The organism is Polaromonas sp. (genome assembly GCF_018780625.1).
Lineage (GTDB): Bacteria > Pseudomonadota > Gammaproteobacteria > Burkholderiales > Burkholderiaceae_C > Polaromonas.
Genome location: NZ_JADMJK010000135.1, coordinates 1 through 14,450, shown reverse-complemented (window position 1 = coordinate 14,450; position 14,450 = coordinate 1). Strand labels below are relative to the sequence as shown.

The following is a 14,450-nucleotide window of genomic DNA, read 5'->3' as shown; positions in this document are numbered from 1 at the left end:
GCCCGGCACGACGCGATGCTGCTTCCCGTGGCCGACGGCGGCTACATCCTGATCGGCCTGAAAACGCCCTGCCCCGAACTGTTTTCCGACATGCCGTGGAGCACCCCGGCCGTGGCCGCCGAGACGCTGCGCCGCATGGCCGCGCTCGGCCTGCGGGTGTGGCGGGGACCGACGCTGCACGACATTGACGAGCCCGCCGACCTGGCGCACCTCCCCCTCGAATTTCAAGAAAAACAAGCCTATAACCCAATGGGTACGGGCGCCAGCAGCTCTATATTCAATAGCAATCAGAAACTTTAGAGAAACCCCATGCAAACTGACGAAACCACCTACGAACTCGTGACCGACTACTACGGCCAGCAACTGCAGGGCACGGCCGATCTCAAGACCAGCGCCTGCTGCGACGTGAGCAGCATGCCCGAATGGCTCAAGCCACTGCTGGCGCGCGTCCACCCCGAGGTGCTGTCGCGCTACTACGGCTGCGGCCTGGTCTGCCCGCCGCTGCTTGAAGGCTGCCGCGTGCTCGATCTCGGCTGCGGCTCGGGCCGCGACGTCTATGCGCTGGCGCAGCTGGTCGGGCCCACCGGCTCGGTGGTCGGCGTGGACATGACCGACGAGCAGCTCGCCGTGGCCAGGGCGCACCAGGCCCACCATGCCGAGGTATTCGGCTACAGCAATGTGCAGTTCCTGCACGGCTACATCGAGCGGCTCGAAGAACTGGGGCTGGAGGCCGGCAGCTTTGACGTGATCGTGTCCAACTGCGTGGTCAACCTCTCGCCCGACAAGGACGCGGTGCTGGCCGGCGTGCAGCGCCTGCTCAAGCCCGGCGGCGAGTTTTACTTTTCAGACGTGTACGCCGACCGCCGCGTGCCGCTGGCCGTCAGGAACGACCCGGTGCTCTACGGTGAATGCCTGGGCGGCGCGCTGTACTGGAAGGACTTTGAACGCCTGGCCCAGCGCCACGGCTTTGCCGACCCGCGCCTGACCGAAGACCGGCCGCTGGACATCACCGACCCGCAGCTGGCGGCGCGCACCGGCAACCTGCGCTTTTTCTCGGCCACCTACCGGCTGTTCAAGCTCGCGGCCCTGGAATCGGCCTGCGAAGACTACGGCCAGGCCGTGGTCTACCAGGGCAGCATTCCCGAGCACGCAGGCCGCTTCATGCTCGACAAGCACCACGACATGCAGACCGGCAAGGTGTTCGCGGTCTGCGGCAACACCTGGCACATGCTGCATGGCACACGCCTGGCGCCACACTTTCGCTTCATCGGCAACTTTGACACGCATTACGGCATATTTGAAGGCTGCGGCGCGGCGCTGCCGTTTGAAACGGCGGGACCGTCTGGCGGCACGGCTGCCTGCTGCTGAGGTTTTAACATTCGCCGGGTGCTACTGAATAAATAGCTGCATGCGCCCTAACTGTTTGGTCTACAGCCATTTTTTGCTTAAAAATCAGCAACAGTCCGGCACCCCGGCGTGGCAGCCGGCCTGACGCAGCGTGCCGGTAAAATGGCCCGCGCATGCCCCTGATCACCCTCATTCTCCTTCCCTTCATCGGCAGCCTGATCGCCGCAGTCCTGCCGGCCAACGCGCGCAACGCCGAATCCACCCTCGCCGGCCTGATTGCCCTGTTTTGCACGGTGCAGGCGGCGCTGTACTTTCCCCAGATCGCGAACGGCGGCGTGCTGCGCCAGGAGATTGAATGGCTGCCGGCGCTGGGGCTGAACCTGGTGATTCGCCTGGACGGCTTTTCCTGGATGTTCAGCATGCTGGTGCTGGGCATAGGCGCGCTGGTGGTGCTGTATGCCCGCTACTACATGTCGCCGAGCGACCCGGTGCCGCGCTTTTTTGCGTTCTTTCTGGCCTTCATGGGCGCCATGGTGGGCATCGTGCTGGCGGGCAACATCATCCAGCTGGCGTTTTTCTGGGAGCTGACCAGCCTCTTTTCCTTTTTGCTGATTGGCTACTGGCACCACCGCAAGGACGCGCGGCGCGGCGCCCGCATGGCGCTGACCGTGACCGGCACCGGCGGGCTGTGCATGCTGGCCGGCATGCTGCTGATAGGCCACATCGTGGGCAGCTATGACCTGGACCGGGTGCTCGCCGCCGGGGAGCAGGTCCGGGCCCATCCGTTTTACCTGACCGCGCTGGTGCTGGTGTTGCTGGGCGCGCTGACAAAAAGCGCGCAGTTTCCGTTTCACTTCTGGCTGCCCAACGCCATGGCCGCGCCCACACCGGTGTCAGCCTACCTGCATTCGGCCACCATGGTGAAAGCCGGCGTGTTTCTGCTGGCCCGCATGTGGCCGGTGCTGGGCGGTACCGAACCGTGGTTCTGGCTGGTCGGCGGCGCCGGCCTCATCACGCTGCTGGTGGGCGGCTATGCGGCGATGTTCCAGAACGACCTCAAGGCGCTGCTGGCCTATTCCACCATTTCGCACCTGGGCCTGATCACGCTGCTGCTGGGCCTGAACAGCCCGCTGGCGGCCGTGGCGGCGGTGTTCCACATCATGAACCACGCCACCTTCAAGGCCTCGCTGTTCATGGCCGCGGGCATTGTGGACCACGAAAGCGGCACGCGTGACATCCGGCGTCTGTCGGGCCTGCGCAAAATGATGCCGGTGACCGCCACGCTGGCCATGGTGGCCAGCGCCGCCATGGCCGGCGTGCCGCTGCTCAACGGCTTTTTGTCCAAGGAAATGTTTTTTGCCGAAACGGTGTTTCTGCAAACCGCGCCCCTGCTGGAGCTGCTGCTGCCCGCCGCCGCCACGCTGGCCGGCATGTTCAGCGTGGCCTATTCGCTGCGCTTTGTGGTCGACGTGTTCTGGGGTCCGCCGGCCACCGACCTGCCGCGCCAGCCCCACGAGCCGCCGCACTGGATGCGCGTGCCGGTCGAGTTGCTGGTGCTGGCCTGCCTGGTGGTGGGCGTGCTGCCGGCGCTGTCGGTGGGCGGCTACCTGAACGCCGCCGCCCGCCCGGTGGTGGGCGGCGAGTTGCCCGCTTTCAGCCTGGCGGTCTGGCACGGGCTGAACACGCCTTTGTTGATGAGCGCAGTCGCCATGCTGGGCGGTGCCGGGCTGTACCTGATGCTGCGCCGCCTGCGCGCGCAAGGCCGCGTCGATGCGCCGGTGCTGATGCACCGCATCAACGGCCAGCGCCTGTTTGACGGCACGCTGGCGCTGCTGACGGTGGCTGGCCGCAAAAGCCGCCACCTGCTGGGCACGCAGCGCCTGCAATGGCAAATGCTGTGGCTGCTGGTCGCCGCGCTGACCGCAGGCGCCGTGCCGCTGTGGGCGCACAGCCTGCACCTGGGCAACCGCGCGTCGCTGCCGGTGTCGCCGGCGTTTGCGCTGCTGTGGACGCTGGGCGCCAGCTGCGCCGTGGCCGCCGCCTGGCACGCCAAATACCAGCGCATGGCGGCGCTGACGCTCATGGGCGGCGCCGGGCTGTGCCTGTGCATCACGTTTTTGTGGTTCTCGGCGCCTGACCTGGCGCTGACCCAGATCGTGGTGGAGATTGTCACCACGGTGCTGATCCTGCTGGGCCTGCGCTGGCTGCCCAAGCGCGATGAAAGCCTGCGCCGCCCCAGCCGGGCCGAGCGGCGCAGCACCCGCCTGCGCCGCGTGCGCGACCTGGCGCTGGCCGTGGGGGCCGGCTCGGGCATGGCGCTGCTGGCCCTGGCCATGATGAGCCGCCCCTTCCCCGAAAGCACGTCGACCTTTTTCCTGGAGCGCGCGCTCAGCGAGGGCGGCGGCACCAACGTCGTCAACGTGATGCTGGTGGACTTCCGGGCCTTTGACACCTTTGGCGAAGTCGTGGTGCTGGGCATTGTGGCGCTCACGGTCTATGCGCTGCTGCGGCGCTTCAGACCGGCGCGCGAAGCCATGGACCTGCCCGCGCAGCAGCGCACCCTGCCGCCCGACCTGGCCACCGACTTGCTGAACCCGCGCCTGGCGAGCGACACCGCCATTGGCTACCTGATGGTGCCGGCCGTGCTGGCGCGCGTGCTGCTGCCGTTTGCCGCGATGACGTCGGTCTACTTCTTCCTGCGCGGCCACAACGAGCCGGGCGGCGGCTTTGTCGCCGGGCTGGTGCTGTCGGTGGCGCTGCTGCTGCAGTACATCATCTCGGGCACGCACTGGGTCGAGGCCCACCTGCCGCTGTATCCGCGCCGCTGGATAGGCGCGGGCATGCTGTTTGCGCTGGGCACCGGCCTGGGCGCGCTGCAATGGGGCTACCCCTTCCTGACCAGCCACACCGCCCATTTCGTGCTGCCGCTGCTCGGCGAAGTGCCTGTGGCCAGCGCTATCTTTTTTGACCTCGGCGTGTTCACGCTGGTGGTCGGCTCGACGCTGCTGATCCTGACCGCCATTGCCCACCAGTCGGTGCGAGGCCACCGCCATCACGCCCGCCTGGCGCAAGAAGCCAAACTACAGGAAGCACGCTGATGGAAATTGTGATTGCCCTGGCCATTGGCGTGCTGACCGGTTCCGGCGTGTGGCTGCTGCTGCGCCCGCGCACCTTCCAGGTCATCATGGGACTGGCCTTGCTGTCGTATGCGGTCAACCTGTTCATCTTCAGCATGGGCCGCCTGGGACTGGCGATGGGCAAGGAGCCGATCCTGCAAGCCGGGCTTCCCGCCGACCTGGCGCACTACGCCGACCCGATGCCGCAGGCGCTGACCCTGACCGCCATCGTCATCGGCTTTGCCATGACGGCGCTGTTTCTGGTGGTGATCCTGGCGTCGCGCGGCATGTCGGGCACTGACCATGTGGATGGCCAGGAACCACCCGCGCCATGACCGCACTGAACGCCCTGACGGCGCTGACCGAAGCGCTGCTGCCGCACCTGCTACTGGTGCCCATCTTGCTGCCCCTGCTGGCCGCGGCACTGATGCTGCTGCTGCGCGAGGAGCGCCAGCGGCTCAAGCTCGCGCTCAACCTGGGGGCCTGCCTGCTGGGGCTGCTGGTGTCCATCACCCTGCTGCTCTGGGCCGACCGGCCGGGCGCCACCCCGGACGTGTACCTGGCCGGCAACTGGCCTGCGCCTTACGGCATTGTGCTGGTGCTGGACCGGCTGTCGGCAATGATGCTGCTGCTGACCAGCACCGTGGCGCTGGCCACCGCGCTGTTTGCGGCTGCCCGCTGGCACCGCGCGGGCGTGCATTTCCACCCGCTGTTCCAGCTCCAGGTCATGGGCCTGTGCGGCGCTTTTCTCACGGCCGACCTGTTCAACCTGTTCGTGTTTTTCGAGATCATGCTGGCCGCCAGCTACGGCCTGCTGCTGCATGGCTCAGGGCGGGCGCGGGTGCAGGCCGGCCTGCACTTCATTGCCATCAACCTGGCAGCCTCGTCGCTGTTCCTGATTGGCGCGTCCATGCTGTACGGCATCACCGGCACGCTGAACATGGCCGACCTGGCGCAAAGCATTCCGCAAATCGCCGAGGTCGACCGCGGCTTGCTGCACGCGGCGGCCGGCATCCTGGCCACGGCCTTTCTGATCAAGGCCGCGATCTGGCCGCTGAACTTCTGGCTGGTGCCCGCCTACAGCGCCGCCACCGCCCCGGTAGGTGCGCTGTTTGCCATCATGACCAAGGTCGGGATCTACGCCATCTTGCGGCTCTGGATGCTGCTGTTTGGCAAGGACGCCGGCGAATCCGCGCAGTTCGGCAGCCTGTGGCTGATGGGCGGCGGCATGGTGACCATGGCGTTTGGCGCGCTGGGCATGCTGGGCGCGCAGCGGCTGGGCCACCTGGCCGGCTTTGCGGCCATCCTGTCGTCGGGCACCTTGCTGGCGGCGGCTGGCTTTGGGCAGCCGATGCTGACCGCCGGCCTGCTGTATTACCTGCCGAGTTCCACGCTCGCGGTCTGCGCGCTGTTTTTGCTGACCGACCTGATAGACCGCTGGCGCAATGACGGCGCCAACTTTGCGCCCTACGAAGAAAAAGACGACGCCCCTTTTCTGAACGCCCAGCTGGTGCCCAGCGAGGGCCTGAACCTGGACGCCGACGAGGAAATACTGACGGGCCAGGTGATTCCCGCCGCCGTTGCCTTTCTGGGGCTGGCTTTCATGGTCTGCACGCTGGTCATCACCGGGCTGCCGCCGCTGTCCGGCTTTGTCGGCAAATTTGCCATGCTCACAGCGCTGCTCAATCCGCTGGGCCTGGGCGCCTCTGGCGGGCTGCAGCCAGGCCCGGCCGGCTGGATGCTGATGGCGCTGCTGATCGGCACCGGCCTGCTCGGGCTGGTGGCACTCACGCGCGCCGGCATTCGCCATTTCTGGACCACCCATGACCGACCGGCACCGCAGTTGCGCGTGCTCGAAGGCCTGCCGATTGCGGCGCTGCTGCTGGCCTGCGCCGCACTGACCGTGCAGGCCGGCCCCGCCATGCGCTACGCGCAGTCCATGGCCGACGCGCTGCACGCCCCCCGCGCTTACGTGGGCGCGGTCATGTCGGCCGAACCCCTGGCGGGGCCCCAGACGCCCGTGAGCCCATCCCGGGAGTCGCCATGAAGCGCCTGCTGCCCGCGCCGCTGCTGTCGGTGGCGCTGTTTGTGCTGTGGCTGCTGCTCAACCGCAGCCTGGAAATTGCCCAGCTGCTGCTGGCGCTGCTGCTGGCACTGGCGATTCCCTTGCTCCTGGCCGGCCTGCGGCCCATGCCGGTGCGCATTCGCCGCCCCGGCGCCGTGTTGCGCCTGATGCTCGCGGTGATGCTGGACACCACGCGCTCCAACTTCGCCGTGGCGCGCCTGCTGCTACGCCCCGGCGCCCGTCGCCATCCGGCCGGCTTTGTGCATATTCCGCTGGCCCTGCGCGACCCCAACGGGCTGGCGGTGCTGGCCATGATCGTGTGCCTCACGCCCGGCACCGCCTGGGCCGAGCTGGCGCTGGACCGCTCCATATTGCTGCTGCATGTGATGGAACTGGACGATGCCGAGGCCATTGCGGCGGACATCAAACACCGCTACGAGCGCCCCCTGATGGAGATTTTTGAGGAGACCGTTGAATGAGTCCCGTGCTTTCCTGGGCCCTGCCCCTGGCTCTTTTCATGCTGGTGCTGGCCATGGCCTGCACCCTGGCCCGCCTGCTCAAGGGCCCCACCGCGCAGGACCGCGTGCTGGCACTGGACTGCATGTACCTGAACGGCATGCTGGCCATGCTGGTGCTGGGACTGATATTTAGCAACAGCCACTACTTTGAAGCCGCGCTGCTGATTGCCTTTTTGTGCTTTGTCGGCACCACGGCCATGGCCAAATTCCTGCTGCGCGGGGAGGTCATTGAGTGAGCGCCGTATCGCTTCCCCTTTGGGCTGAAATCGTGATTGCCGCGCTGGTGCTGATGGGCGCTGCGTTGGCCCTGCTGGGCTCCGTTGGCCTGCTGCGCCTGCCGACTTTTTTTGAACGTGTCCACGCGCCGTCCATCATTGCCACCAGCGCCAGCTGGTCCATCATGTACGCAAGCCTGCTGTTCTTTTCGCTCAAGAACCGCGAGCTGGCCGCGCACCCGCTGCTGATTGCGCTGTTTCTGGCCATCACGGTGCCGGTGACCACCATTTTCCTGATGCGCGCCGGCCTGTTCCGCGCACGGCAGGCGAATATGGAGGTGCCGCCTAACATCAGCAGCACGGTAACCGGCAACCCATCAAAATATTGAATGAATGGCAAACAGCGCCCGCTTTGGACAGGGCGACTGTTTCAGGCCTGCCCAAACCCGCCGCCACCCGGTGTATGAATCTCAAACACATCGCCGGGCTGCATCTCGGCCTGGCCAATATGCGCCAGCGCTTCAACTGCGCCGCTGGCGCGCACCACGACGTTTTTCCCGACCTGGCCCGGCGCGCCGCCGGCCATGCCGAATGCCCCGTATTTGCGGCCGTTCGACAAGATACTGGCCGTCATGGCTTCCAGGAATTTAATGCGCCGCACGCCGCCATTGCCGCCGTGCCACTTGCCGGCACCGCCCGAATTGGCGCGGATTTCGTAGCTTTCGAGCCGCACCGGAAAGCGGAATTCCAGCACCTCGGGATCGGTCAGGCGCGAATTGGTCATGTGGGTTTGCACCACGCTGGTCCCGTCAAAACCCTCGCCCGCCCCGCTGCCGCCAGAGATGGTTTCGTAATATTGGTAACGCGCATTGCCAAAGGTGAAGTTGTTCATCGTGCACTGGCTGGCCGCCATCACGCCCAGCGCGCCATACAGCGCGTTGGTGATGCAGCTTGATGTTTCCACGTTGCCGGCCACCACGGAGGCCGGCGGGTTGGGGTTCAGCATGGAGCCGGCGGGAATGATGACCTTGAGCGGTTTCAGGCAACCGGCATTGAGCGGAATGTCGTCATCGACCAGCGTGCGGAACACATAGAGCACGGCCGCCATGCAGACCGCCGTGGGCGCGTTGAAGTTGTTGGTCTGCTGGGCCGAAGTGCCGGTGAAGTCGATCTCGGCGCTGCGCTTGTACGTGTCAACGCGGATCGCCACCTGGATCTGCGCGCCATTGTCCAGCGGCAGCGTGAACTGCCCGTCTTTGAGCCGCGTGATGACGCGGCGCACCGACTCTTCGGCGTTGTCCTGCACATGGTTCATGTAAGCCAGCACCACCTCCAGGCTGAACTGTTCGACCATCTTGCGCAGCTCCTGCACGCCTTTTTCATTGGCGGCAATCTGCGCCTTCAGGTCGGCCATGTTCTGGGCCGGGTTGCGTGACGGGTATTCGCCGCTTTCAAGCAGCGCCACCATTTCGGCCTCGCGCAGCACGCCGCGGTCCACCAGCTTGACGTTGTTGATCTGCACGCCTTCCTCTTCGATGCGCGTGGAAAACGGCGGCATCGAGCCCGGCGTGATGCCGCCAATGTCGGCATGGTGGCCGCGCGAACCGACGTAAAAAGTGGGCTCTGTGGACTCGCCCAGGTAGACCGGCGTGATGACGGTGATGTCGGGCAAATGCGTGCCGCCGTGGTAGGGGTCGTTCAGCACATAGACATCGCCCGGCTGCATCTGGCCGGCGTTCTCGCGGATCACGGTCTTGATGCTTTCGCCCATGGAACCCAGGTGCACCGGCATGTGCGGTGCGTTGGCGATCAGGTTGCCTTCGGTGTCGAACAGCGCGCAGCTGAAGTCCAGCCGTTCCTTGATGTTGACCGAGTAGGCGGTGTTTTGCAGCTGCAGGCCCATCTGCTCTGCAATGTTCATGAACAGGTTGTTGAAGACTTCCAGCAGCACCGGGTCCACCGTCGTGCCCGCTGCAAACCTGATAGCGCGCGGCACCCGCCGGTCCAGCATCAGATGGTCAAAAACCGTCAGACGCGCTTCCCAGCCGGGCTCGACCACGGTGGTGGCATTCTTCTCGGCAATGATGGCCGGGCCTGGGATGAGGTCGCCCGGCTGCAGGTCTTCACGCACGACCAGCGCCGCGTCATGCCATTGCCCGCCCGAATACATGCGCACGGTTTCGCGGCGCACTTCTTTGGCTATGTCGCGCGGTGCGTGCAGCGCGTGGCGCGGTTCGGCCGGCGCATCGCCCGCCACCACGGCCTCGACCGACACGGCTTCCACGACCAGGCCCTTGCCCTGCATCAGGAAGGCGAAGCGCTGGCGGTAAGCAGCCTCGAAACCGGCCTCAATCTGATCAAGCGTGCCAAACGGCACGATCAGCGCCGAGTCGCTGCCCTCGTAACGCACATGCACGCGCTGATGCGTGGTGATGGCGCCGGTGCTGACCTGCTGGCGTTGCAGTTCGGCTTCGGCGGTCGTGGTCAGGCTATTGAGCGCGTCGGAAATCTCCGGCAGCGCGGATTCCGACAACTTGAGTTCCACCGCCAGCTCGCGAATCACGTTCTGGTCAGCCAGACCCATGCCGTAGGCGCTCAGCACACCGGCCAGCGGGTGCACAAATACCTTGCTCATGCCCAGCGCATCGGCCACCAGGCAGGCGTGCTGGCCGCCCGCGCCGCCAAAGCACTGCAGCGTGTAGCGCGTCACGTCGTAGCCGCGCGCGACCGAAATCTTCTTGATCGCGTTGGCCATCTGCTGCACGGCAATATCGATAAACCCCTCGGCCACGTCCTCTGCGCTGCGGCCGGTCTGCGCGGCCAGTTCGTTGAACTTTGACTGCACCGCCTCCGCGCTCAACGATTCATTGGCATGCGGCCCAAACACCTTGGGAAAGTAGCGTGGCTGGACCTTGCCGACCATCACGTTGGCATCGGTCACGGCCAGCGGCCCGCCGCGCCGGTAGCTGGCCGGGCCGGGGTTGGCGCCCGCGCTTTCGGGCCCGACGCGAAAACGCGCGCCGTCAAATGCCAGCACCGAGCCGCCGCCGGCCGCCACGGTGTGAATGCTCATCATCGGCGCCCGCATGCGCACGCCGGCCACCTGGGTTTCAAACTCACGCTCGAACTCGCCCGCGTAATGCGACACATCGGTCGAGGTGCCGCCCATGTCAAAACCAATCACCTTCTCGATGCCCGCAATCGCCGCCGTGCGCGCCATGCCCACGATGCCGCCGGCCGGCCCGCTCAAAATCGCGTCCTTGCCCTGGAACACATGGGCATCGGTCAGGCCGCCCGAGGACTGCATAAAAAACAGTTTCACGCCCGGCATCTCGCCGGCCACCTGCTCCACATAACGGCGCAGGATGGGCGACAAATAGGCATCGACCACGGTGGTGTCGCCCCGGCTGACGAACTTCATCATCGGGCTGGTTTCATGCGAGGTGCTGATCTGCGTGAAGCCGATTTCCAGTGCAATGCGCTTGGCCGCCTTTTCATGGCCGGTGAAGCGGTAGCCGTGCATGAACACGATCGCCACGCTGCGCAGCCCCGTCCCGTATTGGGCAAGCAGTTCACTTTTCAACAACGCCTCATCGAGCGGCTGCAGCAGCTCACCCTGCGCGCCCACGCGCTCGTCGGCTTCGACCACGGCGCTGTAGAGCAGTTCGGGCAGCACGATGTTGCGGTCGAACAGCCGGGGGCGGTTCTGGTAGGCAATGCGCAGCGCATCCCGAAAGCCGCGCGTGGTCACCAGCAGCGTTGGCTCGCCCTTGCGTTCGAGCAGGGCGTTGGTGGCCACCGTGGTGCCCATCTTCACGCAGTCCACCACGTCGGCACTGACCGGCTCGCCGGCTTTGAGGCCCAGCAGGTGGCGGATGCCGGCGACTGCGGCGTCGCGGTATTGCTCCGGGTTTTCGCTCAGCAGCTTGTGCGTGACCAGCGCACCATCAGGCCGCTTGCCCACCACGTCGGTGAAGGTGCCGCCCCGGTCGATCCAGAACTGCCAGCGTTTGGTGCCATTTTTTTCCATGATGTGCCTAGAGGGTAAAGAGGATTAAAGACTGGCGGCCGAACGGGCGGCCTGGTCGTAGATGCCCGAGAGCAGGCGCAACAAACGCGCCAGCTCGCCTATGTCGCGGTTCAGCCCGTCGTCGGCATTGAGCGCATTGATCAGGCAGGACTCGCGGATTTCGCGGTAGCGGTTCACGTAGTCCATCCCCATGTCGGTGCATGCGTAGGTCACGTCCTTGCCGCTTTTGCTCGACACCACCACGCCCAGGTTCTGCAGTTTTTTGAGCGAGTAGTTGATCAGGTGGGTGTCTTCGACATTCATGATGAAGCAGATGTCGGCCAGCCGCTTGTTGCGGGCGCGGTGCGTGACATGGTGCAGTACCAGCACGTCCAGCGGCATCAGGTCCTTCAGGCCCGCTGCACTCATGCAGTGCACCACCCAGCGGTGAAACGCATTGCCGGCCACGATCAGGCCGAACTCAAACTCGCTCATCTCCGCGCTTCGGGGCGACACCAGATGGGCCGACGAAACGATGGACGGCGCGGCAGGTGAAACACCAGCAGGCACAGGGGAGACGGATTTTTTTGCCATGAACAAGCTCCAGGTTGGCATCTTTATTGCGTGAACAAATTGTAGGCAGTTAAACCTCAATTCATCAACAATTTGTTGACGTTTAGGGAAAATACCGACTCAGCCCGCTTAAATGCGATTTACATTTACCTACCAATAAATGTCCTTCCCCAACCGGAGTTTTTTATGACACGTCGACTGTTTACGCTGACCACCGCCGCAGCCGCGCTCACGCTGGCGCTGGTGGGAACCTCGGCATTTGCCCAAACCAAGTGGGACCTGCCAGCCGCCTACCCGGCGACCAATTTCCACAGCGAAAACCTCGCGCAGTTTGCCGCCGACGTGGAAAAGGGCAGCGGCGGCAAGCTGAAAATCACGGTGCATGCCAACGGCGCCCTGTTCAAGGCACCGGAAATCAAGCGCGCGGTGCAGGGCGGGCAAGCTCAGGCGGGCGAGATTTTATTGGCCAACTTCCAGAACGAATGGCAGATTTTCGGTGCTGACGGCCTGCCTTTCCTGGCCGACAGCTACGACCAGTCGATGAAGCTGTACAAAGCGCAAAAGCCGTTCCTGGAGAAAAAATTTGGCGAGCAAGGCATGGCGCTGCTGTATTCGGTGCCCTGGCCACCGCAAGGCATCTATGTCAAGAAACCCATCACCTCGGGCGCAGACCTGAAGGGCGTGAAATGGCGCGCCTACAGCCCGTCCACGGCGCGCATTGCCGAGCTGGTAGGCGCCCAGCCGGTCACCGTGCAGGCCGCCGAACTGTCACAAGCCATGGCCACCGGTGTGATCGAGTCCTATATGTCCTCCGGCTCGACCGGCATGGACACCAAGACCTACGAGAGCATCAAGTATTTTTATGACACCCAGGCCTGGTTGCCCAAGAATGCGGTGATCGTCAACAAGGCCGCTTTCGATGCGCTGGACCCGGCCACCAGGCAGGTCGTGCTGAAAGCCGCCGCAGACGCCGAAGTGCGCGGCCTGGCGGCCTCCAAAAAAACCAACACCGATTCGCTTGAGAAGCTCAAGGCCAATGGCATGAACATCGTGCCGCCGTCGCCCCAGCTCAAGGCCGACATGAAAAAAGTCGGCGACGTGATGCTCAAGGAATGGCTTGAAAAAGCCGGCCCTGAAGGCAAGGCGCTGGTCGACGCGTTCAACAAGTCCTGAAGCACCGGTGATGCGAAAAGCGCTTGACGCCCTTTACGACGGCGCAGCCGCCCTGGCCGCGCTGTTCCTGGTCGGCTTGCTGGTCATGGTGCTGCTGTCCATCATGAGCCGGCAGCTCCATTTCCATGTCCCCGGCACCGACGCCTATGCCGGTTACCTGATGGCGGCCAGCGGCTTTCTGGCGCTGGCGCATACCTTGAAGCGCGGCGAGCACATCCGCGTCACCCTGATCCTGGCGGCGCTGACCGGGCGCTGGAAAAAAGGCCTGGAACTGTGGTCGCTGGCTTTTGCCAGCGCACTGACCGCCATGTTCGCGTATTACTGCTGCCGCCTGGCCTGGCAATCGCGCCTGTTTCACGACATCTCTACCGCCAGCGACGCCACGCCGCTGTGGATTCCGCAGATTGCCATGGCGCTGGGCACGGTGATTCTGGCGATTGCCTTTCTGGATGAGCTGGTGCTTGAAATCAGGGGCCAGCGCATCGCCCAAAGCAGCGCTGAAGCGCTGCGCAACGAATAAACCGTTCCACCCCCACACCTCAAGCGGCCTCTCATGAACGACCTTGCAATTACCGCCGCCCTGCTGGCGGCCCTGCTGCTGATTTTGGGCAGCGGCGTCTGGGTCGGCCTGACGCTGACCGGCGTGGCCTGGATGGCGGTCACGCTGTTTTCCTCACGCCCGGCCGGCGACGCGATGGCCGTCACGGTGTGGGGCTCGGCCTCCAGCTGGACGCTGACCGCCCTGCCGCTGTTTGTCTGGATGGGCGAAATTTTGTTTCGCACGCGCCTGAGCCAGGACATGTTCAAGGGCCTGGCGCCCTGGGTTCAGGCGCTGCCGGGCCGGCTGCTGCACACCAACGTGATCGGCTGCACGATTTTTGCCGCCGTGTCGGGCTCGAGTGCGGCCACCTGCGCCACCATCGGCAAGATGACCCTGCCCGAACTGACCCGTCGCGGCTACCCCGAGCACATGGTCATTGGCACGCTGGCGGGCGCCAGCACGCTGGGCCTGTTGATCCCGCCGTCGATCATCATGATCGTCTACGGCGTGGCCGCCGAGGTGTCGATCTCCAAGCTGTTCATCGCCGGCGTATTTCCGGGTCTGCTGCTGGCCGCGCTGTTTTCGGGCTACATCATGTTCTGGGCGCTGCGCCACCCCGAGCAGGTGCCGCCGGCCGACGGCAAGACCAGCTTCATGCAAAAGCTGTCCAGTTCGCGCAGCTTGATTCCGGTGGTGCTGCTGATTTCCGCCGTGCTCGGGTCGATCTACTCCGGCGTTGCCACGGCCACCGAAGCCGCTGCCGTCGGCGTGGTCGGCTCGCTGGTGCTGTCCACCCTGCAGGGTTCGATGAACTGGGCCACCTTTCGAGATGCGCTCATGGGCGCCACCCGGCTGTACTGCATGATTGCGCTGATCCTGGCCGGCGCCGCCTT

General features: G+C 65.0%; 13 protein-coding genes. 11 read left to right on the top strand and 2 right to left on the bottom strand.

The genetic code is table 11. The annotated features are described in order from the left end of the window. The 8 genes from IV091_RS11980 to mnhG form a co-directional block, all read left to right on the top strand. Positions 1 to 300, top strand: a 300-nt coding sequence (locus tag IV091_RS11980; protein WP_293468967.1) for a DUF2064 domain-containing protein, incomplete at its 5' end; no start/stop codon positions are given. 9 nt (positions 301 to 309) lie between these two features. Further along, positions 310 to 1,368 carry a methyltransferase domain-containing protein gene (locus IV091_RS11975; protein WP_293468965.1) on the top strand — a complete coding sequence of 353 codons (1,059 nt, stop codon included), beginning with the start codon at positions 310 to 312 and terminating at the stop codon, positions 1,366 to 1,368. Positions 1,369 to 1,520: 152 nt separating this feature from the next. After that, positions 1,521 to 4,445 (top strand): monovalent cation/H+ antiporter subunit A, encoded by a 2,925-nt coding sequence (locus tag IV091_RS11970; RefSeq protein ID WP_293468963.1) that lies wholly within the window; start codon positions 1,521 to 1,523, stop codon positions 4,443 to 4,445. Next, complete coding sequence (locus IV091_RS11965) at positions 4,445 to 4,798, top strand: Na+/H+ antiporter subunit C (RefSeq protein ID WP_293468961.1); 354 nt, start codon at positions 4,445 to 4,447, stop codon at positions 4,796 to 4,798. The genes IV091_RS11970 and IV091_RS11965 overlap by 1 nt, the downstream gene beginning before the upstream one ends. Then, on the top strand, positions 4,795 to 6,510 hold the full coding sequence (locus IV091_RS11960; protein WP_293468959.1) for a monovalent cation/H+ antiporter subunit D: 1,716 nt from the start codon (positions 4,795 to 4,797) through the stop codon (positions 6,508 to 6,510). Before IV091_RS11965 ends, IV091_RS11960 begins: the two co-directional genes overlap by 4 nt. Then, positions 6,507 to 7,007 carry a Na+/H+ antiporter subunit E gene (locus IV091_RS11955; protein WP_293468957.1) on the top strand — a complete coding sequence of 167 codons (501 nt, stop codon included), beginning with the start codon at positions 6,507 to 6,509 and terminating at the stop codon, positions 7,005 to 7,007. Before IV091_RS11960 ends, IV091_RS11955 begins: the two co-directional genes overlap by 4 nt. Next, positions 7,004 to 7,282, top strand: a complete 279-nt coding sequence (locus IV091_RS11950) for a K+/H+ antiporter subunit F (RefSeq protein WP_293468955.1) — start codon at positions 7,004 to 7,006, stop codon at positions 7,280 to 7,282. The genes IV091_RS11955 and IV091_RS11950 overlap by 4 nt, the downstream gene beginning before the upstream one ends. After that, positions 7,279 to 7,650, top strand: coding sequence for a monovalent cation/H(+) antiporter subunit G (gene mnhG, locus IV091_RS11945; protein WP_293468953.1), 372 nt, complete (start codon positions 7,279 to 7,281; stop codon positions 7,648 to 7,650). The genes IV091_RS11950 and mnhG overlap by 4 nt, the downstream gene beginning before the upstream one ends. Positions 7,651 to 7,691: 41 nt before the next feature. Here mnhG and IV091_RS11940 read toward each other — a convergent pair whose 3' ends face one another. Beyond that, positions 7,692 to 11,291, bottom strand: a complete 3,600-nt coding sequence (locus IV091_RS11940; protein WP_293468951.1) for a hydantoinase B/oxoprolinase family protein — start codon at positions 11,289 to 11,291, stop codon at positions 7,692 to 7,694. 24 nt (positions 11,292 to 11,315) lie between these two features. Then, entirely contained in the window at positions 11,316 to 11,864 is a 549-nt protein-coding gene (locus IV091_RS11935) for a winged helix DNA-binding protein (protein WP_293468949.1), read from the bottom strand. A 165-nt stretch (positions 11,865 to 12,029) separates the two neighbouring features. Between IV091_RS11935 and IV091_RS11930 the strand changes: the two genes are divergently transcribed. The 3 genes from IV091_RS11930 to IV091_RS11920 form a co-directional block, all read left to right on the top strand. Continuing rightward, positions 12,030 to 13,016, top strand: coding sequence for a TRAP transporter substrate-binding protein (locus IV091_RS11930; RefSeq protein ID WP_293468947.1), 987 nt, complete (start codon positions 12,030 to 12,032; stop codon positions 13,014 to 13,016). A gap of 10 nt (positions 13,017 to 13,026) precedes the next feature. Further along, the gene (locus IV091_RS11925) at positions 13,027 to 13,536 is read left to right on the top strand and encodes a TRAP transporter small permease (RefSeq protein ID WP_293468945.1); all 510 of its coding nucleotides are present in this window, start codon (positions 13,027 to 13,029) and stop codon (positions 13,534 to 13,536) included. A gap of 33 nt (positions 13,537 to 13,569) precedes the next feature. Beyond that, positions 13,570 to 14,450 (top strand): TRAP transporter large permease subunit (locus IV091_RS11920; protein ID WP_293468943.1); only part of this gene is annotated, 881 nt, incomplete at its 3' end.